We start from the raw sequence: 26,884 nt of genomic DNA, 5'->3' as shown, positions 1-26,884 counted from the left end.
CTGTCATGATGTTGGTCAAGACGGCGTGGGATTTCCCACGAGCGGCTTTTCAGGGGCTGCGCTAACCCGTTGTTAACACTAGAGTCATGAGACCCGGTAATTTCGGGCCGTCGACGCACAGCGCGGGACGCCCACTGGCCATAGCCGGTCGGAGCGCCCGCAGTGGCCGCACGATGACGTGCGCTGCCAAGCACACGACGAGGTGTGCACCACTCGCACGATGACGTGCACCAACCATCCAGTGCCCAGGCTGAACCCTGCGTCAAACAGGCACACCAGCGCGTCATCGACGCCGCGCGCACCAAGCATGGAGGCGTTCCCGTGACCCACCACGACTCACCGGTCGGCGGGCTCTACGACAGCCGCTACGAGCACGACGCCTGCGGTGTCGCGTTCGTCGCGGACCTCGCCGGTCGCCGCGATCACGGCATCGTGGCCAAGGCCCTGACCGCCCTGCGCAACCTCGAGCACAGAGGCGCGCGCGGCGCGGAGCCCGACACCGGTGACGGCGCCGGCCTGCTGATCCAGGTGCCGGACGCCTTCCTCCGCGAGGTGGTGGATTTCGAACTGCCCGCACCCGGCGGCTACGCCGTGGGCAACGCGTTCCTGCCGACCGACGCCGCCGAGCGCGCCACGGCGATCGCCACGGTGGAGCGGATCGCGCGCGAGGAGAACACCCGCGTGCTGGGCTGGCGTGAGCTGCCGGTGCACGTGGAGCAGGCCGGGCCGACCGCGGCGAAGGCGATGCCGCACTTCGCGCAGCTGTTCCTGGCCCCGGCCGACGACGGTGTCACCGGGCTCGACCTGGAACGGCTCGCGTTCTGCGTGCGCAAGCGGGCCGAGCGCTCCGACGCCGACGTGTACTTCCCGAGCCTGTCCAGCCGCACCATCGTCTACAAGGGAATGCTCACCGAGGCGCAGGTGCCGGCGTTCTTCACCGACCTCCGCGACGAGCGCGTGACCAGCGCGATCGGGCTGGTGCACTCCCGCTTCTCCACCAACACGTTCCCGTCCTGGCAGCGCGCGCACCCGTACCGGTTCGTCGCGCACAACGGTGAGATCAACACGTTGCGCGGCAACCAGAACTGGATGAACGCGCGCGAGGCGCTGCTCGACTCCGACCTGATCCCGGGCGACCTTCGCCGGCTGTTCCCGATCGCCTCCGGGGGCGGCAGCGACTCGCAGATCTTCGACGAGGTGCTGGAGCTGCTGCACCTCGGCGGGCGGTCACTGCCGCACGCGGTGCTGATGATGATCCCGGAGGCGTGGGAGAACCACACCGAGATGGACCCGGCGCGCCGCGCGTTCTACGAGTTCCACTCCACGCAGATGGAGCCGTGGGACGGGCCGGCGCTGGTGTCGTTCACCGACGGCACCCAGATCGGCGCGGTGCTGGACCGCAACGGCCTGCGCCCGGCCCGGTACTGGGTCACCGAGGACGGCCTTGTCGTGCTGTCCTCCGAGGTCGGCGTGCTGGACATCGACCAGAGCACGATCGTGCGCAAGGGGCGCCTCGAGCCGGGCCGGATGTTCCTGGTGGACACCGCCGCCGAGCGGATCGTCGACGACGAGGAGATCAAGGGCGAGCTGGCCGCCGAGCACCCGTACGAGGACTGGCTGCACGCCGGCCTCCTGCGGCTGGAGTTCCTCCCCGAGCGGGAGCGCGAGGTGCCCACGCACGCGTCACTGGTGCGCCGGCAGCAGGCGTTCGGCTACACCGAGGAGGAGCTGTCGGTGCTGCTGGTGCCGATGGCGCGCGCCGGCGCCGAGCCGATCGGCTCGATGGGCAACGACGCGCCGCTGGCACCACTGTCCTCGCGGCCACGCCAGATCTTCGACTACTTCTCGCAGCTGTTCGCGCAGGTGACCAACCCGCCGCTGGACGCGATCCGCGAGGAGCTGGTCACCTCGCTGGAGACGCAGCTCGGCTCGCATCCGAACCTGCTGGAGGCGACCCCGGCACACGCACGCAAGATCGTACTGCCGTTCCCGGTGCTGGACAACGACGAGCTGGCCAAGATCGTGCACATCAACGACGACGGCGACCTGCCCGGCTACCAGGCGGTGACCGTGCGCGGCGTGTACGACGTGGACGGCGGCGGCGAGGCCATGCTGGCCCGGCTGGAGCGGATCTGCACCGAGGTCAGCGAGGCGATCGAGGACGGCGCGCGGATCATCGTGCTGTCCGACCGGGGTGTCACCGCCAAGCACGCGCCGATCCCGTCGCTGCTGCTCACCGGCGCGGTGCACCACCACCTGGTGCGCGAGAAGACCCGCACCCAGGTGGGTCTGGTGGTCGAGGCGGGTGACGCGCGCGAGGTGCACCACATCGCGCTGCTGCTCGGCTACGGCGCCGCGGCGGTGAACCCGTACCTGGCCATGGCCACCGTGGAGGAGCTGGCCGGGCAGGGCGCGATCCAGGACACCGACGCCAAGCACGCCACCGGCAACCTGATCAAGGCGCTGGGCAAGGGCGTGCGCAAGACCATGTCGAAGATGGGCGTGTCCACGGTGGCCTCCTACACCGGTGCGCAGATCTTCGAGGCGATCGGCCTGGGCACCGAGGTGATCGAGCGCTGCTTCGCCGGCACCACGTCGCGCCTCGGCGGGGTCGGGTTCGACGTGCTGGCCGACGAGGTCGCGCGCCGGCACCGGACCGCGTTCCCGGTCGACGGCGTGCACGCCAGCCACCGCGAGCTGGAGACCGGCGGCGACTACCAGTGGCGGCGCGAGGGTGAGCCGCACCTGTTCAACCCGCAGACCGTGTTCAAGCTGCAGCACTCCACGCGGTCCGGGCGCTACGAGGTCTTCAAGGAGTACACGAAGGCGGTCGACGACCAGTCGCGCGCGCTGATGACGCTGCGCGGGCTGTTCGACTTCACGAGCGAGCGACAGCCGGTGCCGATCGACGAGGTGGAGCCGGTCTCGGAGATCGTCAAGCGGTTCTCCACCGGCGCGATCTCCTACGGGTCGATCTCCCAGGAGATGCACGAGACGCTGGCGATCGCGATGAACCGGCTCGGCGGCAAGTCGAACACCGGTGAGGGCGGCGAGGACCCCGATCGGCTCTACGACCCCGAACGGCGCTCCGCGATCAAGCAGGTCGCCAGCGGGCGGTTCGGCGTGACCAGCGAATACCTGGTGAACGCGGACGACATCCAGATCAAGATGGCCCAGGGCGCCAAGCCCGGTGAGGGCGGCCAGCTCCCCGGGCCGAAGGTGTACCCGTGGATCGCGAAGACCCGGCACTCCACGCCGGGCGTCGGGCTCATCTCCCCGCCGCCGCACCACGACATCTACTCGATCGAGGACCTGGCGCAGCTCATCCACGACCTGAAGAACGCCAACCCGCGCGCCCGCGTGCACGTGAAGCTGGTGTCCGAGGTCGGGGTGGGGACGGTCGCCGCGGGTGTGTCCAAGGCGCACGCGGACGTGGTGTTGATCTCCGGGCACGACGGCGGCACCGGCGCCTCTCCGCTGTCCTCGATCAAGCACGCGGGCGGGCCGTGGGAGCTGGGCCTGGCCGAGACGCAGCAGACGCTGCTGGCCAACCGGCTGCGCGACCGGATCGTGGTGCAGACCGACGGTCAGCTCAAGACCGGCCGGGACGTGATCATCGCGGCGCTGCTCGGCGCGGAGGAGTTCGGTTTCGCCACCGCTCCCCTGGTCGTGTCCGGCTGCATCATGATGCGCGTCTGCCACCTGGACACCTGCCCGGTCGGCGTCGCCACGCAGAACCCGACGCTGCGCGCCAAGTTCAACGGCAAGGCCGAGTACGTGGTGAACTTCTTCGAGTTCATCGCCCAGGAAGTGCGCGAACACCTTGCGGCACTGGGGTTCCGCACGCTGGCCGAGGCGGTCGGGCACGCCGAGCTGCTGAACACCCAGGACGCTGTCGATCACTGGAAGGCGTCCGGCCTCGACCTGACGCCGATCTTCCACGTGCCCGACATCGAGCCGAACGCGGTGCGGCACCAGGTCGTGACCCAGGACCACGGCCTGGACAAGGCGCTGGACAACACGCTGATCCAGCTCGCCGAGGGCGCGCTGCGGTCCGGTGACAAGGTGCGGCTGGAACTGCCGGTGCGGAACGTCAACCGCACGGTCGGCACCATGCTCGGCTCGGAGCTGACCAGGAACTGGGGCGGCGAGGGCCTGCCGGACGACACGATCGACGTGACGTTCACCGGTACCGCCGGCCAGTCGTTCGGCGCGTTCGTGCCGAAGGGGATCACGCTGCGGCTGATCGGCGACGGCAACGACTACGTGGCCAAGGGCCTGTCCGGTGGGCGGATCATCGTGCGCCCGCCGGCCGTGGCGCAGTACGCCGCCGAGGAGCACATCCTCGCCGGCAACGTGATCGGCTACGGCGCGACCAGCGGCGAGATCTTCCTGCGCGGCAAGGTCGGCGAGCGGTTCTGCGTGCGCAACTCCGGTGCCACCGCCGTCGTCGAGGGCGTGGGCGACCACGGCTGCGAGTACATGACCGGCGGGCGGGTGGTCGTGCTCGGGCCGACCGGGCGCAACTTCGCGGCCGGCATGTCCGGTGGCGTCGCCTACGTGCTGGACCTGCCGGAGCGACGGGTGAACGGCGAGATGGTCGACCTGGATCCGCTGGCCGACGACGACCGCGAATTCCTGCGCGGAATCGTGGAAAAGCATTACGCCGAAACCGATTCCGCCGTGGCCCGCGCGCTGCTGGCCGACTGGGACGTCGCGGTGGAGCGGTTCGTGAAGGTCATGCCGAAGGACTACAAGCGTGTGCTCGCCGCGAAGGCCGCCGCCGAGCGGGACGGCCGGGACGTGCACCAGGCGATCATGGAGGCGGCTCATGGCTGACCCCAAGGGTTTTCTGACCGTTCAGCGGGAGAACGCCAGCCACCGGCCGGTGTTCCTGCGACTGCAGGACTGGCGCGAGGTGTACGACGAGTTCGGCGACGAGCGCGTGCGGAAGCAGGCCAGCCGGTGCATGGACTGCGGGATTCCGTTCTGCCACGAGGGTTGCCCGCTCGGGAACCTCATCCCGGAGTGGAACACGTTGGTGTACCGGGAAGATTGGGAGCGCGCGAGCGAGCGGCTGCACGCGACGAACAACTTCCCGGAGTTCACCGGCACGCTGTGCCCGGCGCCGTGTGAGACCTCGTGTGTGCTCGGGATCAACGACGACCCGGTGACGATCAAGCGCGTGGAGATCTCGATCGTGGACCGCGCGTGGGACGAGGGCTGGGTGCGCCCGCTGCCGCCGGACATGCGCACCGACAAGAGGGTGGCCGTCGTCGGGTCTGGCCCGGCCGGCCTCGCCGCCGCGCAGCAGTTGACCCGCGCCGGGCACGACGTGGTGGTGTTCGAACGTGCCGACCGGATCGGCGGCCTGCTGCGGTACGGCATCCCCGAGTTCAAGATGGAGAAGCACCGCCTGGACCGCCGGCTCGAGCAGATGGTGGCCGAGGGCACGGAGTTCCGGGCCGGCGTGAACGTCGGGGTGGACATCACGGTGCAGGAGCTGCGGTCGAAGTTCGACGCGGTGGTGCTGGCCGGCGGTGCGACCGCGTGGCGCGATCTGCCGATTCCCGGGCGCGACTTCGAGGGCGTGTACCAGGCGATGGAATATTTGCCGCACGCCAACCGAGTGGCGGCCGGCGAGCTGGAGCACCCGCCGATCGACGCGCGCGGCAAGGACGTGGTGATCATCGGCGGCGGTGACACCGGGGCGGACTGCCTCGGCACCGCGCACCGGCAGGGCGCCGCGTCGGTGACCCAACTGGAGATCATGCCGACGCCGCCGGACACTCGGTCGGACGCGCACCCGTGGCCGACGTACCCGATGGTCTACCGGACCACCTCGGCGCACGAGGAAGGCGGCGAGCGGCTGTTCTCCGTCAGTACCACCGAATTCCTCGGCGACGAGGACGGTCAGTTGCGCGGCCTGCGGCTGGCAGAGGTCAAGCAGGAGGACGGCAAGTTCGTGCCGGTGCCCAACTCGCAGCAGGAGCTGCCGTGCGAGCTGGTGCTGCTGGCGATGGGCTTCGTCGGGCCGGACAAGAGCGAACTGCTCGACGGGCTCGGCGTCGAGTTGGATCCGCGCGGCAACGTCGCCCGCGGGTCCGACTTCCAGACCAACGTGGAAGGCGTGTTCTCCGCCGGTGACATGGGCCGCGGCCAGTCGCTGATCGTCTGGGCCATCGCCGAAGGCCGCGCCGCCGCGGCCGGAGCGGACGCCTACCTCACCGGCCGCTCGATGCTCCCCGCCCCCATCGCCCCCACCGACCGCCCCATCTCGTAGACCGGCTGGCGGGCCGGGGTTGCGCCCCGGCCCGCCACGCGGTCGTCAGCTCAGCAGGGGCCGAGGTCCGTCCAAGCGCTCCCGATGCCCGGGAGCTGACTGAACGAGAACCAGACCTGCAGTCGCCAGTTGTGGCCCTCGTGGCTCACCTGCGCGCCCCATCCGTAGAACTGGCTCGCGCTCCACGCCGGCGCGGTGCACGGCTGCGGCTGCGGGCCGGGACCTGGGCCAGGACCCGGGCCGGGACCCGGATCCGTGCCCTCACCGACGTACAGCAGGTTGTTCGGTGAGCCGCTGCCCGGGTTGCCGACCGCGTTCTTCGTGGACCGGTCCTTCAACGCGGTCTGCACCTGCCCGGCCGTGGCCGACGGGTTCGCCCCGAGGTACAGCGCCGCCGCGCCGGCCACGTGCGGGGTCGCCATCGAGGTGCCGCTGATGGTCCTCGTCGCGGTGTCGCTGGTGTTCCACGGCGCGGTGATGTCCTCGCCCGGCGCGAAGATGTCGGTGCAGGTGCCGTAGTTGGAGAACGACGCCCGGCCGTCGGTGTTCGTGGTGGCGTTGACCGTGATCGCCTCGGGGGTGCGCGCCGGGGTGAAGTTGCACGCGTTGGTGTTGGAGTTGCCGGACGCGACCGCGTACACCACGCCGGAGGCGATCGACTTGCGCACCGCGTTCTCCAGTGTGGTGTTGCTACCGGAGCCGCCGAGGCTCATGTTGGCCACCGCGGGCTTGCGGGCATTGGCCGTCACCCAGTCCACGCCCTTCGCGACGCCGGACAGGGTGCCCGATCCCCCGCAGTCGAGCACCTTCACCGCGACAAGGTCGACCTTCTTGGCCACACCGTGCGACGAACCGCCGACGGTGCCGGCGACGTGCGTTCCGTGACCGTTGCAGTCCGAGTTGTCGCTGTCGGCCGTGTTGGTGCCCCACGTGGCCCGTCCACCGAGATCCGAGTGCGTGGTGCGGATGCCGGTGTCGATGATGTACGCCGTCACCCCCGCGCCCTCGTTGGGGTAGGTGTAGCTCTTGTCCAACGGCAGGGCTCGCTGGTCGATGCGGTCGAGGCCCCAAGACGGTGGCGTCGGCTGCGTGCCGGTGGTCCGCACGATCCGGTCCTGCTCGACGTAGGCAACCCTCGGGTCGGCCGCGGCCCTGCGCGCGTCGGCCGCGGACATCGTCGCGGCGAAGCCGGTGAGCGCGCGACCGTACTCGTGGGTCACGCGCGCTCTGTGGCGGTCGGCCACACTCTGCTTGTCCGACGAGCTCTTGAGCACCACCAGGTATCGACCCGGGATCGCATCCTGTGATTCCACGCCCAGGATCTGCCCTTCGGCCGCGGTGGCCGACGACACGGTCACCACCCCGACAACACTGGCGAACAGCGCGGCGACCACACCGCACAGCAATGAACGGGACAAGGGATGCCTCCTCCACTCAGCAGGGAACTCAAGTGAAATCGGCGTAAGAGGGATTGACCAGCACGTCTTCGAAGAACGTCGGCCGACCGGAACAATTCGCACAATTCCGGTCGATCCCTTTGTCACCGGCGACCGCAATTCGCCGGCTACGAGCCAGGTGCTCAGGTGGTGGTGCGGCGGCCGGTTCGGATCACGGCGCGGGGGCGTGTTCGGGTGGGAGTTCGCCGGCGCAGGTGGGTGCACCATGAGCACGGGCTTGACGTTGGGCGAGGTATGGACCGGCGATCTGCTCGCGTGGGACGTCGCCGAGCGCGAGGACCGTGTCGGCGAGGGCGAGTGACTGGAGCCGCATGCGGGAGAAGTCAATCGCCGATGCGCCGAATGACGGCGCCCAGAGGGACCACGGGCCGGAGATCGTGGCCATCGTCGGAATCAGATGACCGTGGAAGTGGCTGCCGATTCCGCCGAACGAGCACTGCGGCGGGACCCGACCCGGCACCGGCGGATCGTAGCCGGGCAGGACGGCGGTGCGGTCGAGACCGCGGGCACGAATGGCGTTGATGGCGGCGGAAACCAGCACAGGGCTGCCGGCGTACCAGCCGGTGAACTCGGATTTGCCGGAGAAGCGCAGCTCGCGTCCACCCCAGCGTGGCACGGGCAGCAGCTCGCGCGTTCCCAGGTGTTCGACGGCGAGCGCGAACGCCACGGTGCCGGCGTCGTAGTCGCGGTCCAGCTCGCGCGCGCGGAACTCGCTGCCTTCGATCGGCCGGTGCAGATGACCCGTGGCGAACACGAACTCGACCGTGCGCGGGCGGCAGCGCACCGGCAGCCGCGACAGGTAGTCGGCGATCGCGAGCAGCGCCGCGTTCCCGTTCTCCTGCACCCACGTGTTCCCGTCGGTGTTGGCGTCGAGCACGATCCGCTCGGCACTACGACCGGGCAGCGTGGCGATCAGCGATCGCGTGGTCCCCGGCTCCCGGCGCGCGTGCACGGCGACGTCGGCGGGCAGACCACTCGCCCAGCGCAGCAACCTGGCCTCTTCGGAGCCGACGAACACGGCCGGCACGCGGTAGTGCGTCCCGGTGTGCGGCTCGTAGTACCCGCGCACCTGCTCGCGCGGCAGGTCGAACGCGATCACGACGCCCGCCGCCTCGGCCAGCCCGGCGTCCACCAGATCGCGGTTGAGCAGGCTCTCCGCGGGGTGACCGCGGTCGTACACCGTGCCGCGCAGCGCCTGCAGGTCCGGCGTGGCGTGGTGCGCGGCGTTCAGAATCGGGTCGTACGGAATCGGCAGCCACGGGAAGTCGCGCACCACGATCCTGCCGCGCGCGTTGGCCGGGGTGATCCGCTCGCCGGGCGGCAGGTAGATCAGCCCGCCGCGCGAACCCGCCGTCGGCAGGCTGTACGGCACCGCACCCGCGACCGGCACCTGCCACGGGCCGACCTTCAACTGCCCGGCCGATTCGAGGTCGCCGCCGTGCGGCTGCCACTTCAGCAGAGACGCCGGCACCGAGCGCGTGGTGATCTCCGGCAGCCGGTCGACCTCGTGCTCGATCCAGTCGATCACCCGCTCGTGCGCGGCGCTTCCCGTTGTGCGCAAACCGAATCCGGCCACAGTGGCGTTCAGCTGGCGCAGCCGTGCGGTGCTCGCGAAGGCCTGCTCGTCGACCGCGGCCGGACAGTCCACAGTGGACTCGGCGAGGGCCGGGGCGGGCGGGCCGACGACACCCGCGAGGACCAGCGCACTCAATACCGGAAGCCAACGACGTCGCCGCACGGTCATGGCCGTCCCCCTTCGATCACGCGAAACGTAGCGGCCGCGACACTCCGGGTCCACCGCTCGTCGCACGGCTGTGGCTTTCTTGAGCGAATCGCACTAAGTTAGGCTTACCTAACTTGGAGGTGATCGTGGTTCAGCAGCACGTCCAGGCTCCACCGGTCCCGACTCCCGCACAGCGGGCCCGCACCATCGTGGCGCTCGACTGTCCGGCGACGCTCCTTCCCGCCGGCGAGGACCCGGTCGACGGCGCCCGGCTCGTGCCGCTGCTGCACCACGTGCACACCGACGGCTCGGTGAGCCTGCTGCTGCCGGACGACCACGAGCTGATCACCGAGGCCGAGTTCGCCCCGCGCGGCGAGGTCGCGGCCATGCTGGAGCTGGTCGACTTCGCCCCGGTGCCACTGCGCGAGCCGATCCGCGGGCTGATGTGGATCACCGGCTGGCTGTGCGCACTCGGCGCGGAGCAGGCGCGGGACGAGGCGTCCATGATCGCCGAGTCCACGCCCGACCCACGCCTGCTCGACCTCGGCCACGGCGCGGCGATGCTGCGGCTGGTGCCGGTGTCACTGGTGGTCGCCGACTCGGCTGGCACGCACTCGGTCGCGCCGGACGAGTTCGGGCACGCCGAGCCTGACCCGTTCGTGTACTACGAGTCCGAGTGGTTGATGCATCTGGCGCACCATCACGGCGACGTGGTCACCCGACTGGCGCGCCACCTGCCGCCGGAGCTGCGCGACGGGCGAATCCGGCCGCTCGGCCTCGACCGGCTCGGCATGCGCCTGCGCGTCGAGATCGGAAACGTCGACCACGACGTGCGGCTGTCGTTCAGCCAGCCCGTCGACACGCCCGCCGAACTGGCCGCGCGGCTGCGCCAGATGGTCGGCTGCCCGTTCGTCACCCGGTGACACCCAAAACGTGTATTGACTTCACGTTCACCCTCTGCGAATACTCAGATACACCGATGTAGCCGAGGAGGACGCGTGCGCCGAACCGTGCTGATGATCGTCCTGACCGCGGTGGCCGCGCTGGCCACCACCCCCACCGCCGCCGAGAACGGCGACGAATGGTCCAGAACGTTCTACTGGGGCGTCGCGAGTTCGGGCTACCAATCCGAGGGAAGCGCGCCGGACAGCAACTGGAAACGGTACGTCGACAAGAACGCGGGCACCGACGGCGTCGATCCGTACCACGACTCCGTCGATTTCCGGCATCGCTACAAAGAAGACATCCAGCTCGCGAAGAGAATGGGCGTCAACACGTTCCGGTTCGGCATCGAATGGGCGAGAGTGCAGCCGAATCCGGACATGTGGGATACCGCCGAACTGGCGTACTACGACGACGTCGTGAAGCACGTACTCGACGCCGGAATGACACCGATGATCACGCTGCACCATTTCGTCGAGCCCGGCTGGGTGACCGATCAGGGCAGCTGGGCCTCGGCGGAGACGGTGTCCGACTTCGTCGCGTTCACCGACCGGATCGCCCGGCGCTACCACGACACGGGCGCACTCTGGGTCACGTTCAACGAGCCGTTCGCACTGATGCTCACCCTGTTCAAAACCGGTGCCGTGCAACCGTTGCAGGCGTTGAGCGCGCAGTCCAACATCGTGCGCGCGCACCGCGAGGCCTACGACGTGATCCACCGCGTTGACCGGAACGCGAAGGTCACCAGCAACCAGGCCTACATCAGCGGGTTCAACGACGTGACCGACCTGCTGTTCCTCGACCAGTTCAAGGACAAGCTGGACTACATCGGCATCGATTACTACTACGGACTGAGCCTGGACAACTGGACCGCGATATCGGCCGGAAACAGTGAATTCTGGAAGATCAAGCTCCAACCCGAAGGCATCTATCACGCCCTGCGCGCGTACCACCGCCGTTTTCCGCACCTGCCGCTCTACATCGTGGAGAACGGCATGCCGACCGACAACGGAAAGACGCGTGAACCCGACTACACGCGCGCGGACAATCTGAACGACACGATCTACTGGATACAGCGCGCCAAGGCCGACGGAATGAACGTGATCGGCTACAACTACTGGAGCCTCACCGACAACTACGAGTGGGGCACCTACCGGGCGCGCTTCGGGCTGTACACCGTCGACGTGCTCACCGATCCGACGCTGACCAGGAAGCCGACCGACGCGGTCGCGGCGTTCACCGCGATCACCGGACGCGGCGGCGTCCCCGACGGTTACCGGATCGAACGGCAGCCGGGACTCTGCTCACTGGTGGACACGCTGATCAGCTGCCTCGCCCCGGCACGAGTGAACGGCCCGCTGGCCGAACTGAAATAGATCACCCGCCGTACGGCTTCGTGATGATCTCCAGGTTGTGGCCGTCCGGGTCCTCCCAATACACGCCGCGGCCGCCGTCGTTGTGGTTGATCTCGCCCTCGGCGCGGTGGAACGGATCGGCCCAGTACGACAGCCCGCGCTCGGTGATCCGCCCGAATATCTCGTCGAATTCGGGTTCACTGACCAGGAACGCGTAGTGCTGGCGATCGAACTCGCCGGACGCGGTCATGAAGTCCAGCGACACACCGTTGTCCAGTTCGACCACCTGGAACGGCCCGTACGGCTGCGGCGCGGACAGCCCGAGCAACTCCGCGAGGAATCGCGCCGACGCGAGATTGTCCCGTGCGCTGACGATCGTGTGGTTCAACTGCTTCATCTGTCGAACCTACTCCCGACACAGCCGGATGGGCGCCCACCAAGTCATCGGTGAACGCCCGTCCGGGCACCGCCGCGGGATTATCAGCGGTAGCTCATGCGATCACTGGGAGAAGCAGAATGCCTGGGTGCCGAAGCTCCAACACTGCACCTGCTTGGTGGCGGAATTCGAGTTACCGGCCCGGTCCTTCACCGTGAGTTTCGCGGTGTAGGTGGCCTGCCGGTTCGGGTAACTGTGCGAGGTCGTCACACCGGTACCCGTTTGCCCGTCACCGAACTCCCAGGCGTAGGAGTCGATGTCGCGGTCCGGATCGGACGATCCGTTGCCGTCGAACTGGCACGCCGCCCACTGGCAGAACACCGAGAACGACGCGGCCGGCGGCTGGCCGGTCGGCGCTTGGCCGGCGCGTACCGACTTGGTCACCGGATTGGACACGTTGCCCTTGTCGTCGGTCACCGTGAGCTTGACCGAGTAGCTGCCGTCCTTGCCGTAGGTGTGCGACGGCTTGGCACCGTCACCGTTCTGCCCGTCGCCGAACTCCCACGCGTACGACGAGACCGAGCCGGCGCCCTCGCCCGGCTTCGACGCCGACGCGTCGAACGCGCAGGTCAACGAGTTGTCGCAGTTGAACGAGAAGTCCGCGACCGGCTTGCCGGGGGTCGGCGTGCCGCCGCCGATCTTGGACACGTCCAGGAACTTGTTGGGCGATCCAGGCCCGATGCCCTTCACGATCCCGTTCTGTGCGATGTCCACGAGAGCCTGCGACACCTGAGCGGGCGTGGCGCTCGGGTTCGCGGCCAGGTACAGCGCCGCGGCACCGGTCACGTGCGGGGCGGCCATCGAGGTGCCCTGGTTGCTCTTGGAACCGGTGTTGTTGGAGTTGCTGGTCGAGACGATGTTCGAGCCGGGCGCGTAGATGTCCACGCAACTGCCGTGGTTGGAGTAGCCGGCCTCGTTGTTCTGCTCGTCCTGCGTGGCCGCGACCGTGATCACCTCGGGCACCTTGGCCGGGCTGACGTTGCAGGCGTCCTGGTTCTCGTTGCCCGCGGCGGCGACCCACACGATGCCGGAGTCGATCGACGCCTTCATCGACCGGTTGATGCCCTCGGGGTCGGCGTTGGCGCCACCCGAGGCCCAGCTCGCGTTGACCACGGCCGGCTTCACAGCGTTCTTGGTGACCCACTCGATGCCCTGGATCGAGTCGGCGTCGGGCGCGTTGCCCGTGCAGTCGAGCACCTTGACGCCGGTGATCGTGACGTCCTTCGCCACGCCGTACGCCTCGCTGCTGGACGTGCCGCCGGTGTGCGTGCCGTGGCCCGAGTCGAACTGGCCCTTGCATTCGTTGACGTTGTCGTCCTCGTCGACGAAGTCGTACCCGGACTTGGCGCGGCCCTCGAACTGCGTGTGGTCGAGGTTCAGCTCGGTGTCCGTGTTGTACACGTTCACGCCGGTGCCGACGTTCGGGTACTTGTAGACGCTGTCGTTGGCGCCGTCGATCTGGTCGAGGCCCCACGACGGCGGATTGGGCTGTTCGCCGGCCACCTCGATCGACGCCGAGTGGACCCACAGCGACTGCTGGACGAAGTCCACGCTGGAGTCCGCCGCTAGTCGCTTGGCCTGCTGGTCGGACATCTTCACCGAGAAGCCGCGCAGCGTGGCCGAGTACACGTACCCGACGTCGCCGCCGTACTTGCCGGCCAGCGAGCGAGCCTCGGCCGACGCCGCCGACTCGGCGGACGCGGCCATCGACGGGCTGCCCTTCAATCCGACGATGAACAGGCCGGGCACCGTGTCGGGCGCGCCGAGGTTCAGCACGACGCCCTCGGCCGCCTGTGCCGACTGCGCGCCGGCGAACACCAGCGCGGTGGTCGCGATGACGCCGAGTCCGGCCGCGAATCTGCGCCCGCGACGTCTTTCCTTGCGTTGCATTATTTCCTCCAGTAAAGAGATTCGCTATTGGCTGAAGCAGAAGGACTGGGTGCCGAAGCTCCAGCACTGGATCTGCTTCGTGGCGGAATTCGAGTTACCGCTCCGGTCCTTCACCGTCAGCTTGGCGGTGTAGGTGGCCTGCCGGTTCGGGTAGGAGTGCGACGTGGTCACACCACTGCCCGTCTGGCCGTCCCCGAACTCCCACGAGTAGGAGTCGATGTCACGGTCCGGATCCGTGGAACCGTTGCCGTCGAACTGGCACGCCGCCCACTGGCAGTTCACCCGGAACGACGCCGACGGCGGCTGGCCGGTGCTGCCCTGGCCGGCGGTGACCTCACGGGTGGTCGAGTTGGTCTTGCCCTCGTTGTCCGTGACGGTCAGCTTCACCGTGTACTTGCCGGCGGTGGCGTAGGTGTGCGACGGCGTGACACCGTCACCGGTCTGCCCGTCGCCGAACTCCCACGCGTAGGAGCTGATCGTGCCGTTCGGGTCGGTCGAGCCCGACGCGTCGAAGCCGCACGACGGCTCGGCGGTCGAGCAGTTCGAGGTGAACGACGCCGTCGGGTCGGTGTTGCCACCGCCGCCACCGAGGTCGTTGACGTACAGCAGCTTGTTCGGCGAGCCCTTGATGTCGGTGATCTTGTTCGGCGTCGTGGTGCTCACGACCTTGTCGTTCAACGCGGACACCGAGCCGGACGGGTCGGCCGTGATCGCCAACGCGAGGGCGCCCGCGACGTGCGGAGTCGCCATCGACGTTCCCCCCTTGGCGCCGGAACCGCCGCCGTTGAGGGTGGAGGTGATGTTGCTTCCCGGGCCGAACAGGTCCACACAGGTGCCGTAGTTCGACGACTGGGTGCCGGTCCAAATGCTGCGCTTGTCCTGCGCGTCCGACGCCGCGACGGTGAGCGCGCCAGGCGTGCTCGCCGGGCTGACGTTGCACGCGTCCTGGCCCTCGTTGCCCGCCGCGACGGCCCACGAGACCCCCGCGTCGAGCGACCGCTGCACCGCGCTGTTCACCGAGGTGGACTTCGCGCCGCCGAGGCTCATGTTGCCGACAGCGGCCTCGGGAGCGTTCTGGGTGACCCAGTCGATGCCGCCGATGACCTGGTCCCAACTGCCGGTGCCCTGGCAGTTGAGCACGCGGACCGCGACGAGCTTGACGTTCTTGGCCACGCCCCACGTCTTGCTGCCGACGGAGCCGGCCACGTGCGTGCCGTGACCCTGGCAGTCGCTGGCGTCGTTGTCGTTGTCGATGAAGTCACGGCCGCTGGTCACCCGACCGCCGAAGTCGGTGTGCCGCATGTCGACGCCGGTGTCGACGATGTACGCGGTGGCACCGGCGCCGTCGTTGGGCGCGGTGTAACTGTTGCTCAGCGGCAGGTCGCGCTGGTCGACGCGGTCGAGACCCCAGGTCTCCTCCACGCGGACCGTGGCGTTCTGCTCCACGTACTCGACGGCCGGATCCGCGGCCAGGCGCTTGGCCTGCGCCTCGGACATGTTCACCGCGAAGCCGCGGAACGCGGTCGAGTACACCAGGCCGAGCTTGCCGCCGTACTTGCCGGCGAGGCTGCTGGCCTGCGTACCGACGGCGGCCCGCACACCGGCGTCCTTCGACGTCTCACCCTTCATGGCGACGATGTAGCTGCCCGGGATGGCGTCGGCGGTACCGGCACCGAGGATCTGTCCCTCGGCCGCCTGCGCGGTGCCGACACTGCCGAAGGCGAGTGCCAACGACGCGGTCGCACCCAACATGAGCGCGGGCACACGTCTCCGATTGGTTGACATTATTCGAGCTCCTTGAATTGGTCGTAACAGGGCCGACCGGCTGGTGTCGCGACCACTCTTGATGGCCGCAACACCAGCTGGCGGAGCAAAATGGAACTGAACAACTTACTTACTCATTCGATTCACTGACTGAAGCAGAAGGCTTGTGAGCCGAAGCTCCAGCACTGAACCTGTTTCGTGGCGGAATTGCTGTTGCCGCCCCTGTCCTTCACCGTCAACCTGGCGGTGTAGGTGGCCTGCCGGTTGGGATACGTGTGGCTTGTCGTGGCGCCCGTACCGGCCTGCCCGTCACCGAATTCCCATGCGTAGGAATCGATGTCCTTGTCCGGGTCGCTGGAGCCGTTTCCGTCGAACTGGCAGTTCGCCCACTGGCAGAACACCGAGAACGACGCCGACGGCGGCTGGCCGGTATTCGGCGGCTGGCCGGCGGTCACCTCCTTGGAGGTGGTGCCCGACTTTCCCTCGTTGTCGGTCACCGTCAGTTTCACGGCGTACTTGCCGGCTTTGGCGTAGGTGTGCGACGGCTTCACACCGTCACCGGACTGCCCGTCACCGAATTCCCATTTGTACGAGCTGATCGAGCCGTCCGAGTCCTTGGACGCCGAGGCGTCGAAATCGCACTTCGGCTCGATGGTGGAGCAGTTGTTCGTGAACGACGCGGTCGGAGTGCCCGGGTCGGTGGGAGTGCTGTGCTTCTTGATCTCCTCGTTGGCCCAGTCGCCCATCGTTCCGGTCAACTTGCCCCAGGCGCCGTAGCTGCCACAGCCGGTCTTGACCCAGGAGGCGACGCCGACGACCACGCCGTCGACCAGCATCGGGCCACCGCTGTCGCCCTGGCAGATGCCGTCGTGGCCGTCCTGGTAGCCACCGCAGACCATGTACTGGCCGTTGAACGACCCGAACGAGCTGCACGTGTTGTTCGCGTTGACGATCGGGAAGTTCTCCACCTTCTTGAGGTGGGCGAACTCGTTCTCGCCGTCGCGGACGCGGCCGTAGCCCAGCAGCAGCGAGTTCTTGCCCGGCTCGGTGAGCGCGGAGTCCTGCGAGCTGGCGACCTTCGGGTACTGGAAGCCGGCCGGTACCGGGATGTCCTCGTTGGTGACCACGATGCCGACGTCGTGCCCCTGCTGCCATCCGTTCGGCGGGACGTAGCTGGGGTGCTGGATGTATTCCTTGACGGTCAGCCTGGTGCCGCCGGGCTTGGTGAGGTCGTCGGAGCCGTAGAGCATCGACTTCGCGCCCTGACCGTCCTTGCAGTGCGCGGCCGTGACGATCACCCGCTTCGCGACGACGGTCGCGGTACAGGTTTGCCCCTGCGGACGGGCACCACCTTCGCGCAGCATCGCGATGATGTACGGGTGATCCTTTACGTACGCCTGCTCGCCGCCGATGATCTTCGTGCTCGGGCCGCCGGTGGGGTCCGGCGCGGTGTCGGTCGGATTCACGGCCGGGTACGGCGTGTCCGTGGGACCTGCTTGCGCTAATCCGGGTGTCATCGCCGTGAGGGCGATGGCCAGCCCGGCAGCCGCGCCAAGCCATGCGCGTCTTCGTCTCATTGCTGCTCCCTCGCGTGACCGGCGCACCGAGCAGGGGGCACGGTGTTCGCCGTCACACTGAGCATTGGCACCGGTCCGAAGCGAAACAATCCGCGTATCGATCCGTAGTCGTACTCATCTTTTCGCGCCCGCTGGTCACAGCCCCGCAGGCAGCGAGCTACGCATGGCTGAACACGCATGAATACGTAGCCATACGGATTGTTCACGGCTCCAGCGCGCCGGACGCTTCTGCTGAACGCGAGGGAGTTCCGGCGGCTACACCGGATCGGTCGGCTACGTGAAGCAGAAGGCCGAAGCGGCCGGCTACACGGTCACCGAACAGCCCTTCACCGCCTCCGGCGGAAAGCGCAGCAGCAACGTGCTCGCCGAGTTCGCGACGTCGGACAGCCGCTCGTCCACCCGGTCGGACCCGATCAGCGGCACGGCGTCGGACGGCAGTACGTAGAGGTGCTCGCCGGCGGCGTCGGAGTACTGGCGGGTGAGAAACGTGACGCCGTGACGGTCTCGGCCGGTCCGATCCGAGTGTCAAGACCTGGCGGCGCGGTCGCCGCGACAGCCGGCTGAGCCGCGAGGCCAGCGGTGAGTAGGACGATGGCGAGGTACCGCGAAAGGCGCCGACGCATAGCACGACTGTCGACACTCTGCGTGGCCAGAACAATCCGGGCGTATACCTAATCGTAGGACGTATACGCGCCTAATCTACCGGTGACAACCGTCTAAAGTAGCAATGCGTGTCCCCTATCGGACTACACGTCACATTCTTGTCTCAGCGCTCGTCAACCACACGTGTGACGGGGTTAACTGCCCCAGGCGGGCCGTTTGTCCCAATTGGATTGGGCCTGCTGGAGCATTCGACGAACCGGAGGTCGCATGTCGGGGGTCGTGGTGCACCGACCAGGAGCACCGGCCCTGGTAGGCCGGACCGGTGAGCTGCACACCCTGCTGGACGCGGTGAACCACCCACCCGCCGTCGTCCTCGTCGAGGGTGAGGCGGGCATCGGCAAGACCCGGCTCGTCCAGGAAGCGCTCGCACACCCGTCGGTCGCGCACCGGACCGTGCTCGCGGGGACCTGTCATCCCATTCGCGAGCCGTTCCCGTACGGGCCGATGCTCGAGGTACTGAGACAGCTCGAGCAGTACAGCATCCCGACCAACCTGAACCCGGTCTGCGGAGTGCTGCGCCCGTACCTGCCGGAGCTGTCCGAGCACCTGCCGCCAGCACCCGAGGTCCGGCTGGACCACCGTACCGAGCGGCACCAGCTTTTCCGGGCGGTGCGCGAGCTGCTGTCCGCGGCCGGCCCGACCGTCCTGGTGATCGAGGACCTGCACTGGGCCGACGACGGCTCGCGCGATCTGATCCGGTTCCTTATCGACGACCCGCCCGCCGAGCTGGCGCTGGTGATGACCTACCGGCGCGAGGAACTGCCGGCCACCGACCTGCCGCTGGGCCGGGCCTACCGGCACACGCCGGGCACGACCAGCGTGCTGATCCCGCTGTTCCCGCTGGACGTGTCCGCGGTACGCAGCATGACCGCGACGATCCTCGGCCGTACCGACGTGTCCAGCGAACTGGCCGACGAGCTGCGCACGCGCACCGCCGGGATCCCGTTCGTGCTCGAGGAGGTGCTGCGCGCGCTGCCCGGCACGTCCACCCGGGGTGCCACCGGCGCACGCCTGCAGGCCACGGTCAGCCGGGACGCGCTGGATCGCATCGAGGTGCCGGTGCTGCTGCGGGAGATGATGGCCGACCAGATGGCCGCACTCACCGCGGAGGCGACGCAGGCGGTGCGAGCCGCCGCCGTACTCCGGCTGCCGTCCGGCGAGACGCAGATCGCGGACGTCGCCGCGGTCCAGGAGGACGCGATCGGCCCGAGCATCCGCGAGGCGCTGGCCGCCGGCGCGCTGCACGAGATCGAGGAGGGCCGCTACGGGTTCCGGCACTCGCTGGCCCAGCAGGCGGTGTACGACTCCATTCCCGGACCCGACCGACGCGAGCTGCACCGGCGGGCCGGGCAGGCGCTGGACACCGCGCGCCCCCGTCCGCTCGTGCAACTGGCCTACCACGCGCGGCGCGCCGAGCAGATCGACAAGTGGGTGGAGCACGGCGAGGCGGCCGCGGACAGTGCGACCGAGTTGGGCGACATCGCCAGCGCGGTGGAGATCCTGGAGGGCATGCTCGCTGACTCGGCCATTCCGAGGGCGGACGAGTCACGCCTGGCGATCAACCTCAGCCGGGTCGCCGTGGTCGGCCTCGCGCACCACCGCGCGGTGCGGATCCTGCGCCGGGTGCTGCGCGACAATCACCTGCCGGAGCCGGTCCGCGGCGAGATCAGGATGAACCTGGGGCTGCTGCTGGTGAACCAGGGCGGCGAGTTCCAGCAGGGCCGGGTGGACATCGAGATCGCCATCGAGGAGCTGCGCGATCAGCCGGCGCTGGCGGCCCGTGGCATGGCGGCGCTGGCCATGCCGAGCTGGCCCGGCATCTCGGCGTCGGTCAACCAGGAGTGGATCGACCGCGCGCTGCGCGCCCTGGACGGCGACTCCGCCCCCGCGCAACGGATGGCCGTGCGGGGCAACCAGGTCGCGCTGGCGATGAACATGGGCGACCCGGACGCGTGGCGGCAGGCCGAGGAACTGCTCGACCGCGACCACCCGAGCACCGAACTGCTGCAGGTCGCGCGCACCTACGGCAACCTGGCCGACGCGGCGGCGTGGCTGGGTCGGTACGAGGCGTCGCAGCGCTTCCGGGCGGACGCGAACCGGTTCGCCGCGGACGGCGGCGCGCCGTACTTCAAGACGATCACCGACGGCACCGGCCTGCGGCTGGACTGGCACGCGGGCACCTGGCAGGGCCTGGCCGACCGGGCGCGCGAGGTGTTGCTGACCGTGCACGGCGTCGGTGGCACCGCGGCCGACGCGCACCTGGTGCTGGCGCTGCTCGCGGTGGCCGTCGGCGAGGCGGACGACGCGGTGGACCACCTCGCGTCGGCCGGCACGTCCACGCCGGACGAGGCGCCGGTCACCGTGGCCGCGGTGGCGTCCGCGACGCTGATCCGGATCCTGCTGTCCCGCGGCGATGTCACCGAGGCGTGCGCCGAGGCGGAACGCGCGCTCACCCGGATACGGGAGAAGGGCATCTGGGTGTGGGCGTCCGACCTGGTGCCGCGCGCGGTGTCCGCGATGGTTCGCGACGGCCGGATCGAGCAGGCCGAGACGCTCCTCACCGAGTTCGCCGACGGCATCGCGGGTCGCGACGCGCCGAGGGCCCGCGCTGCCCAGCACGGGTGCATCGGGATCGTCGCGCAGGCCCGGAACCGGTCGATCGAGGCGGCCGAGGCGTTCACCCGGGCCCAGGACGGCTACGTGGCACTGCCCGAGCCGTACCTGGCCCTGCGTGCCGCGGAATCGGCGGCACGGTGCCGCATGTCGGCGGGCGACGCGGACGCCGCGCGCGAGCTGACCGGCACCGCCGAGGGGTTCGCCGAACTGGGCGCCACCAAGGACGCCGCCCGCTGTCGCCGGGTCCTGCGCGAGGCCGGTATCGCCATCCCGTCGGCACGCGGCCGCCGCGGCTACGGCGATCAACTCTCCCCGCGCGAACGCGAAGTGGTCCGCCTGGTCGCCAACGGCCACACCAACCGCCAGATCGCCGAAGTGCTCTTCCTGTCCCCGCGCACCGTCGAACAACACGTCTCTAAGGCGATGCGCAAACTCGGCGTCAGCTCCCGAGCCGAAGTCGCCTCGATCTCCCTCACCGACTGAGCTCCAAGATCAAGAGCCGCCGGGAGCCCGCCCGGTACGTTCCAGGCATGACCGACATGTTCGCGCCGGCCGCGCAGTGCGTGCCCCTGGTGAAGCTGGCCTCGGCCACCCTGGCCGATCTGCGGCGCTGGACCAGCGAGCACCTGCCCGACTGCCGGGACCTGCCGCTGGTCGGGGTGGCCTTCGGGGAGGCGGTGATCGGCCCGTGGGCGACCGCGGACCAACTGCGGATTCCCGCGCGTGTGGCCACCTGGGTCTGCGCCTTCGACGACTACCTGGAGCACGAGATCACCGAGCTTCGTGGGGTCGACGAGTTCCTCGAGCGGTGCGACGCCGTGGTCCGCACGGGCAAGCGGGATGACGGCAACCCGGTGCTGGCCGGATTGTCGGCGCTGCAACGGGATCTCGGCGAGCTCACCGGCTATCCGGCGCTGGCGTCACTGTGGGAGCGGAAGTTCGACAGTTGCCTGCGCGGTCACCGCTACGACTGGATCGCCGGTTGGGCACGGGTGCGCGGCCGTGCACCGGAGGCGGGCGTCAAGCTGGACGTCGAGGAGTACCTCGAGCACGTCGACAGCATCTCCCTGTGGCACGTTCAGGTGCCGAGGTGGCTGGCCTACGGCGGCGACGAGTTGCCCGAGCACCTGGACGTCCTGGTCCCGGCCGTGGACGACTCCGCGGTGCTTGCCCGGCTGGCGAACGACCTCGGCACCATCGCCCGGGAGCGGTCCGAGCCAGGGCAGAACAACCTGCTGATGTACGACGGCGTCACCGAGGACTGGGTGCGCGACGAGATCGCCGGCCGGATGGCGGCGCTGCGCCGACGCGTCGCCGCACTCGTCGCCGAGAACTACCCACCCGCCGTCAGCCTGATCAGGCAGGCCGAGTGGACGATCGGCGTCTACCTCGGCAACGACCTACGCACCATGACCGGCTGAGCCCCCCACATTTCGCGAGTCCCGCGCTCAGACACGGTGAGTCCCGCGTTCATGCAGCGTGAACGCGGGACTCGGCGGTGCACAGCGCGGGACTCGCGCGATAGGAGCAGGGTGCCAACTCGTCCCTGCATACGAGTTGGCACCCCGGTCGACGGCGTGGGTGCGTCACCGTCGCGGAACCAGTGCGAAACCGATCCCTCCGGCAAGGCTTCTCGGTTCAGCGGTGAGTATCAATCCGGATCGGATTCAGTAGCGGTACGTAATCATGACCGGCGGCGACGAGTAACGGCCACCACGATCGCCAGGGCCAGCACGACCGCGATCACCGGCGCGACGCGCTTGGCCACCGGCGATCCGGCGAGTTCGAGCAGATCGACAGAGTCCTCCTGTGACTCCTGTTTCGCTTGTGACACAACGGTTTTCGGCTCGGCCGGCGCCAGCTTCCCGGCCAGACAGCCGGCGAACTGGTCGAGCAGCTTGCCGGCCACCTCGGAGATCAGGCCGCGGCCGAACCGCGCCGGCCGCCCGGTGACGGCGAGGTCGGTGATCACCTCGCCATGGGTCGAGCCGTCCTGCTCGGACAGCGTGAGGGTGACCGTGGCCGACGCGGTGCCGGCACCTCGCACGTCCTTGCCGGACGCCTTGATCACCAGCCGCCGCGCCTGCTCGTCTCGCTCGACGAACTCGCCGGATCCCTTGTACTGCAAGGAAACCGGGCCGAGCTTCACCTTCACGGTTCCGGTGAACGTCGAGCCGTCCACTCCGGTGAGGGTGGCGCCGGGCATGCACGGCGCCACCCGCTCCGGATCGGTCACGGCCTGCCACACCTCGCCGGCCGGGGCCGGCACAGTGAACCGGTGCTCGAGTCGCACGCGCCGACCTCCTAGGCCGTCATGGCGGCGGTGACCGCGCGGCCGGTGAGCACCTTGGCGAGCTGGGTGCGGTACTCCGCGTCGCCGTCGCCGTCCGCGGTGGGGCTGGTGCCCTCGGCGGCGTGCTCGGCGGCCGCCCTGATCGACTCCGGTGTCGCCTCCTCGCCGACCAGCGCGTCCTCCACGCCGCGCGCCCGCACCGGGACCGATGCCATGTTGGTCAACCCGACCCGCGCCTCGGCGATCCGCGAGCCGTCCACCCGCAACGCCGCGGCCACGCCGACGATCGACCAGGCCTGCGCGACCCGGTTGAACTTCTCGTAGTGCGCGAGCCAGCCGGTGTACTTGGGCACCCTGACCTCGCACAGGATCTCGTTCCACGCCATCGCCGTCGTGAAGTAGTCCACGAAGAACTCGTTCGCCGCGACGGTGCGCCGCCCGTCCATGCCGGCCACCACGAACTCGCAGTCCAGCGCGAGTGCCGGCGCCAGCAGGTCGCCGGCCGGATCGGCGTGCGCGAGCGACCCGCCGAACGTGCCGCGGTGGCGCACCTGCGGGTCGGCCACCGTGTCGGTCGCCATCGCCAGGAGCGCGGCGTGCTCGCGCACCAGGTGGTCGCCCTGCACGTCGTAGTGCGTGGTCATGGCACCGATGACGAGCGAGCCGCCGTCCTCGCGGACACCGCGCAACTCCGCGCACCGGGACAGGTCGATCAGCACGGTCGGCGCGGCCAATCGCATGCGCAGCACGGGAAGCAGGCTCTGCCCGCCCGCGATCACCTTCGCGTCCTCGCCGGCGTCGGCGAGGATGCGCACCGCGTCGTCCAGCGTGGTCGGTGCCTGGTAGTCGAACGCCGCCGGGATCATCGCGCACCTCCTGCCTGGATGGCCGACCACACACGCATCGGCGTGCACGGCATCTCCACGTCGTTGACACCCCTGTGGCGCAACGCGTCCACGATCGCGTTGACCACGGCCGGGGTTGACGCGATCGTGCCGGCCTCGCCGACTCCCTTGACTCCCAAGGGATTCGTGGTCGCCGGCGTCTCCGTGCGGCTGGTGTCGAAGGACGGCAGATCGGCCGCGGACGGCACCAGGTAGTCGGCCAGCGTGCCGGTGGTCAACGTGCCGGACTCGTCGTGCACCGCCTCTTCGAACAGGGCCTGCGCGACCCCTTGCGCGATGCCGCCGTGCACCTGACCTTCGACGATCATCGGGTTCACCGCCTTGCCGACGTCGTCCACGCAGACGTAGGAGCGCAGTCGCACCCTGCCGGTCTCGGTGTCCACTTCCGCGGCGCACAGGTGTGTGCCGTGTGGGAAGGAGAAGTTCTCCGGATCGAAGGTGGCATCGGAGTCGAGCGTCGCCTCGACTCCGTCGGGCAGGTCGTGCGCCACGTGCGCGTGCACCACCACGTCGGCCAGCGCCACCCCGCGGTCGGTGCCCTTCACCGAGAAGGTGCCGGGGGTGAAGTCCACGTCGTCCTCCGCGCACTCCATCATGTGCGCGGCGACCTTGCGCGCCTTGGCCAGAACCCGTTGTGCGGCAAGGACGATCGCCGTCCCGCCGACCGCGAGCGAGCGCGATCCGTAGGAGTCCATCCCGCGCACCGAGGACTGCGTGTCGCCGTGCAGCACCTCGACGTCCTCGAACGGCACGCCGAGCTGGTCGGCCACGATCTGGCTCCACGCCGTCTCGTGGCCCTGGCCGTGCGGCGACGTTCCGGTGACCAGCTCCACCTTGCCGGTGGGCAGCATCCTGATCGCCGCGTGTTCCCAGCCGCCGGCCGCGTATCGCAACGCGCCCAGCACCCGGGACGGTGCGAGACCGCACATCTCGGTGTAGGTGGAGATGCCGATGCCGAGCTGAATCGCATCGTTGCGATCGCGGCGCTCCTGTTGCTCCGCACGAAGAGCGTCGTAGCCGAACGTCTCCATCGCCTTGTCGGTGGCGGACTCGTAGTCGCCCGAGTCGTAGGTCAACCCGGCCACCGTGGTGAACGGGAACTCGTCGTGCGTGATCCAGTTCTTGCGGCGCAACTCCATCGGGTCCATCGACAGCTCGGCGGCCAGCTCGTCCATCATCCGCTCGATGCCGAACGTGGCCTCCGGACGGCCGGCTCCCCGGTACGCGTCGGTCGGCGTCTTGTTCGTGAACACGTTGGTGCACACGAACTTGTAGGCGTCCATCTTGTAGATCGCGTTGAACATGAACGCGCCCAGGATCGGTACGCCCGGCGACACCAGCCGCAGGTACGCGCCCATGTCGGCGAGCAGTTCCACCTTGAGGCCGCGCAGCGTGCCGTCGCGGTCGGCGGCCAGGGTGAGCTTCTGGATCTGGTCGCGGCCGTGGTGCGCGCTGGCCAGAGACTCCGAGCGGGACTCGGTGTACTTCACCGGCTTGCCCAGCCGCTTGGCCATCAGGAAAGTGATGATCTCCTCCGGCGTGACCTGCAGCTTGCCGCCGAACCCGCCGCCGACGTCCGGCGCGATCACCCTGATCTTGGACTCCGGCACACCGGTGACCGCGGCGGTCATCCAGCGCAGGATGTGCGGGATCTGGGTGGCCGACCACATGGTGATCTGGTCGCCGGTCGGGTCGACCAGCATCGAGCGCGGCTCCATGAACGCGGGGATCAGCCGCTGCTGGCGGTACGTGCGCTCCACGACCACCTCGGCGCCCGCGATCGCGTCGTCGATGGCGCCGCCGCTGCCCGCCTCCGCGGAGTCGTAAACCCATGTGGCACAACGGTTCGTGCCCAGGTTCTCGTGCACGAGGTCCGCGCCGTCGGCGATCGCGGCGGCCATGTCCAGCACCACCGGCAGCTCGTCGTAGTCGATGTCGATCGACTCCAGCGCGTCGTCCGCCTCGGCCTTGCTGCGCGCGATCACCGCGGCGACCGCCTCGCCGGCGAAGTTGACCTGCTCGACGGCCATCGCCGGCGCGTCGGGCGCCTTCATGTCCTCGGTGATCGGCCAGGCGCACGGCAGGCTGCCCTGCTCCTCGGCCAGGTCCTGCCCGGTGACCACGGCGATCACGCCGGGCATCTCGCGGGCGGCCGTGGTGTCGATCTTCGTGATCCGTGCGTGCGCCATCGGGCTGCGCAGGAGCGCCATGTGCAGCATGCCGGGCAGCACCATGTTGTCGGTCCACCTGGTGCGCCCGGTGATCAGTCGCGCGTCCTCCTTGCGCAGGCGCGCCCGACCTACCTCGGGTTCCGCCGTGGAGGTCATGACTGGACCTCCGCGCGCGAGAGCTTCGTCGCCTCGGCCGTCTCGTCGGCCACCTGCTCGGCCTCGGGGCCCGCGCCGGGGCTCATCTTCTGCGCCGCGTCCCGCACCGCGCGCACGATGTTCTGGTAGCCGGTGCACCGGCACAGGTTGCCCTCGAGCCCCTGCCGCACGGCCTGCTCGTCCGGGTCCGGGTTGTCCGCGAGCAGGTCCACCGCCTGCATGATCATCCCTGGTGTGCAGAAGCCGCACTGCAACGCGTGGTTGTCGTGGAAGGCCTGCTGCACCGGGTGCAACCGGCCGTCGCGCGCGAGGCCCTCGATCGTGGTGACCTCACATCCGTCGGCCTGCACGGCCAGCACCGAGCACGACTTCACGCTGTGCCCGTCGAGGTGCACGGTGCACGCGCCGCAGTTGCTGGTGTCGCAACCGACCACGGTCCCGGTCTTGCCGAGCCGCTCGCGCAGGTAGTGCACCAGCAGCATTCGCGGTTCGACGTCGTCGGTGTACTTGGTTCCGTCCACGGTCATGGTGATGCGCATATGGCCTCCAACGCCCGGCGGATGTGGTGGGATCAGTCAGTGACCCAGCTCACACCCAAGGGTCTCTCCCCGGGCGCGCTCGTACAAGTCCACAGCGCAGGACGGGTCGTTGGA

Annotated in this window: 17 protein-coding genes; 7 read left to right on the top strand and 10 right to left on the bottom strand. The window is 69.1% G+C overall.

The features are described from left to right. Positions 1–321 precede the first annotated feature (321 nt). Together gltB and EV193_RS31325 are read left to right on the top strand one after the other, a co-directional pair. Complete coding sequence (gltB, locus tag EV193_RS31330; protein WP_165401572.1) at positions 322–4,839, top strand: glutamate synthase large subunit; 4,518 nt, start codon at positions 322–324, stop codon at positions 4,837–4,839. Continuing rightward, positions 4,832–6,283, top strand: a complete 1,452-nt coding sequence (locus tag EV193_RS31325; protein ID WP_130348579.1) for a glutamate synthase subunit beta — start codon at positions 4,832–4,834, stop codon at positions 6,281–6,283. Before gltB ends, EV193_RS31325 begins: the two co-directional genes overlap by 8 nt. 50 nt (positions 6,284–6,333) lie before the next feature. Here the strand turns inward: EV193_RS31325 and EV193_RS31320 are convergent, their stop codons facing one another. Both EV193_RS31320 and EV193_RS31315 read right to left on the bottom strand, forming a co-directional pair. After that, positions 6,334–7,701 (bottom strand): S8 family peptidase, encoded by a 1,368-nt coding sequence (locus EV193_RS31320; protein WP_341273216.1) that lies wholly within the window; start codon positions 7,699–7,701, stop codon positions 6,334–6,336. Positions 7,702–7,891: 190 nt separating this feature from the next. Next, entirely contained in the window at positions 7,892–9,484 is a 1,593-nt protein-coding gene (locus EV193_RS31315; RefSeq protein ID WP_130348578.1) for a hypothetical protein, read from the bottom strand. A 122-nt stretch (positions 9,485–9,606) separates the two neighbouring features. On the opposite strand from EV193_RS31315, the gene EV193_RS31310 reads away from it, so the two are divergent. Together EV193_RS31310 and EV193_RS31305 are read left to right on the top strand one after the other, a co-directional pair. Continuing rightward, on the top strand, positions 9,607–10,386 hold the full coding sequence (locus EV193_RS31310) for a DUF2470 domain-containing protein (protein ID WP_165401575.1): 780 nt from the start codon (positions 9,607–9,609) through the stop codon (positions 10,384–10,386). Positions 10,387–10,479: 93 nt separating this feature from the next. Then, on the top strand, positions 10,480–11,781 hold the full coding sequence (locus tag EV193_RS31305; protein WP_130348633.1) for a glycoside hydrolase family 1 protein: 1,302 nt from the start codon (positions 10,480–10,482) through the stop codon (positions 11,779–11,781). 1 nt (position 11,782) lies between these two features. Here EV193_RS31305 and EV193_RS31300 read toward each other — a convergent pair whose 3' ends face one another. The 4 genes from EV193_RS31300 to EV193_RS31285 all read right to left on the bottom strand — a co-directional run bounded on the left by EV193_RS31300 (position 11,783) and on the right by EV193_RS31285 (position 17,427). Continuing rightward, positions 11,783–12,157, bottom strand: a complete 375-nt coding sequence (locus tag EV193_RS31300) for a VOC family protein (protein WP_130348576.1) — start codon at positions 12,155–12,157, stop codon at positions 11,783–11,785. A gap of 102 nt (positions 12,158–12,259) precedes the next feature. Further along, positions 12,260–14,086, bottom strand: coding sequence for a S8 family serine peptidase (locus tag EV193_RS34520; RefSeq protein WP_130348575.1), 1,827 nt, complete (start codon positions 14,084–14,086; stop codon positions 12,260–12,262). Between the two features lie 24 nt (positions 14,087–14,110). Further along, entirely contained in the window at positions 14,111–15,871 is a 1,761-nt protein-coding gene (locus EV193_RS31290; protein WP_130348574.1) for a PKD domain-containing protein, read from the bottom strand. A gap of 122 nt (positions 15,872–15,993) precedes the next feature. Continuing rightward, positions 15,994–17,427, bottom strand: coding sequence for a PKD domain-containing protein (locus EV193_RS31285; RefSeq protein WP_130348573.1), 1,434 nt, complete (start codon positions 17,425–17,427; stop codon positions 15,994–15,996). A 277-nt stretch (positions 17,428–17,704) separates the two neighbouring features. Here EV193_RS31285 and EV193_RS33565 point away from each other — a divergent pair, with 277 nt between their 5' ends. The 3 genes from EV193_RS33565 to EV193_RS31275 all read left to right on the top strand — a co-directional run bounded on the left by EV193_RS33565 (position 17,705) and on the right by EV193_RS31275 (position 22,127). After that, the gene (locus tag EV193_RS33565) at positions 17,705–17,872 is read left to right on the top strand and encodes a hypothetical protein (protein WP_165401571.1); all 168 of its coding nucleotides are present in this window, start codon (positions 17,705–17,707) and stop codon (positions 17,870–17,872) included. Positions 17,873–18,297: 425 nt separating this feature from the next. Then, positions 18,298–21,189 (top strand): helix-turn-helix transcriptional regulator, encoded by a 2,892-nt coding sequence (locus tag EV193_RS31280; RefSeq protein ID WP_130348572.1) that lies wholly within the window; start codon positions 18,298–18,300, stop codon positions 21,187–21,189. Between the two features lie 47 nt (positions 21,190–21,236). After that, positions 21,237–22,127 carry a terpene synthase family protein gene (locus tag EV193_RS31275; protein WP_130348571.1) on the top strand — a complete coding sequence of 297 codons (891 nt, stop codon included), beginning with the start codon at positions 21,237–21,239 and terminating at the stop codon, positions 22,125–22,127. A gap of 263 nt (positions 22,128–22,390) precedes the next feature. On the opposite strand, the gene EV193_RS31270 is transcribed toward EV193_RS31275, so the two are convergent. The 4 genes from EV193_RS31270 to EV193_RS31255 are packed head-to-tail and all read right to left on the bottom strand — an operon-like array spanning position 22,391 to position 26,770. Then, positions 22,391–22,999: an SRPBCC family protein gene (locus EV193_RS31270; RefSeq protein WP_130348570.1), complete on the bottom strand. Its 609-nt coding sequence runs from the start codon at positions 22,997–22,999 to the stop codon at positions 22,391–22,393. Positions 23,000–23,010: 11 nt separating this feature from the next. Beyond that, positions 23,011–23,865 carry an FAD binding domain-containing protein gene (locus tag EV193_RS31265; RefSeq protein WP_130348569.1) on the bottom strand — a complete coding sequence of 285 codons (855 nt, stop codon included), beginning with the start codon at positions 23,863–23,865 and terminating at the stop codon, positions 23,011–23,013. Beyond that, positions 23,862–26,231 carry a xanthine dehydrogenase family protein molybdopterin-binding subunit gene (locus EV193_RS31260; RefSeq protein ID WP_130348568.1) on the bottom strand — a complete coding sequence of 790 codons (2,370 nt, stop codon included), beginning with the start codon at positions 26,229–26,231 and terminating at the stop codon, positions 23,862–23,864. Before EV193_RS31260 ends, EV193_RS31265 begins: the two co-directional genes overlap by 4 nt. Beyond that, positions 26,228–26,770, bottom strand: coding sequence for a (2Fe-2S)-binding protein (locus tag EV193_RS31255; RefSeq protein WP_130348567.1), 543 nt, complete (start codon positions 26,768–26,770; stop codon positions 26,228–26,230). Before EV193_RS31255 ends, EV193_RS31260 begins: the two co-directional genes overlap by 4 nt. Between the last annotated feature and the right edge of the window lie 114 nt (positions 26,771–26,884).

The sequence above is a fragment of the Herbihabitans rhizosphaerae genome, assembly GCF_004216555.1.
GTDB lineage: Bacteria > Actinomycetota > Actinomycetes > Mycobacteriales > Pseudonocardiaceae > Herbihabitans > Herbihabitans rhizosphaerae.
This window is presented reverse-complemented; position numbering and strand designations above follow the sequence as displayed.

Bases quoted from the DNA above. Each gene is read 5' to 3' on its own strand.
- EV193_RS31325 (WP_130348579.1), top strand. From the start codon at position 4,832: ATGGCTGACCCCAAGGGTTTTCTGACCGTTCAGCGGGAGAACGCCAGC.
- EV193_RS31315 (WP_130348578.1), bottom strand. From the start codon at position 9,484: ATGACCGTGCGGCGACGTCGTTGGCTTCCGGTATTGAGTGCGCTGGTC.
- EV193_RS31305 (WP_130348633.1), top strand. From the start codon at position 10,480: ATGATCGTCCTGACCGCGGTGGCCGCGCTGGCCACCACCCCCACCGCC.
- EV193_RS31300 (WP_130348576.1), bottom strand. From the start codon at position 12,157: ATGAAGCAGTTGAACCACACGATCGTCAGCGCACGGGACAATCTCGCG.
- EV193_RS34520 (WP_130348575.1), bottom strand. From the start codon at position 14,086: ATGCAACGCAAGGAAAGACGTCGCGGGCGCAGATTCGCGGCCGGACTC.
- EV193_RS31290 (WP_130348574.1), bottom strand. From the start codon at position 15,871: ATGTCAACCAATCGGAGACGTGTGCCCGCGCTCATGTTGGGTGCGACC.
- EV193_RS31285 (WP_130348573.1), bottom strand. From the start codon at position 17,427: ATGAGACGAAGACGCGCATGGCTTGGCGCGGCTGCCGGGCTGGCCATC.
- EV193_RS31280 (WP_130348572.1), top strand. From the start codon at position 18,298: ATGTCGGGGGTCGTGGTGCACCGACCAGGAGCACCGGCCCTGGTAGGC.
- EV193_RS31275 (WP_130348571.1), top strand. From the start codon at position 21,237: ATGACCGACATGTTCGCGCCGGCCGCGCAGTGCGTGCCCCTGGTGAAG.
- EV193_RS31265 (WP_130348569.1), bottom strand. From the start codon at position 23,865: ATGATCCCGGCGGCGTTCGACTACCAGGCACCGACCACGCTGGACGAC.
- EV193_RS31260 (WP_130348568.1), bottom strand. From the start codon at position 26,231: ATGACCTCCACGGCGGAACCCGAGGTAGGTCGGGCGCGCCTGCGCAAG.
- EV193_RS31255 (WP_130348567.1), bottom strand. From the start codon at position 26,770: ATGCGCATCACCATGACCGTGGACGGAACCAAGTACACCGACGACGTC.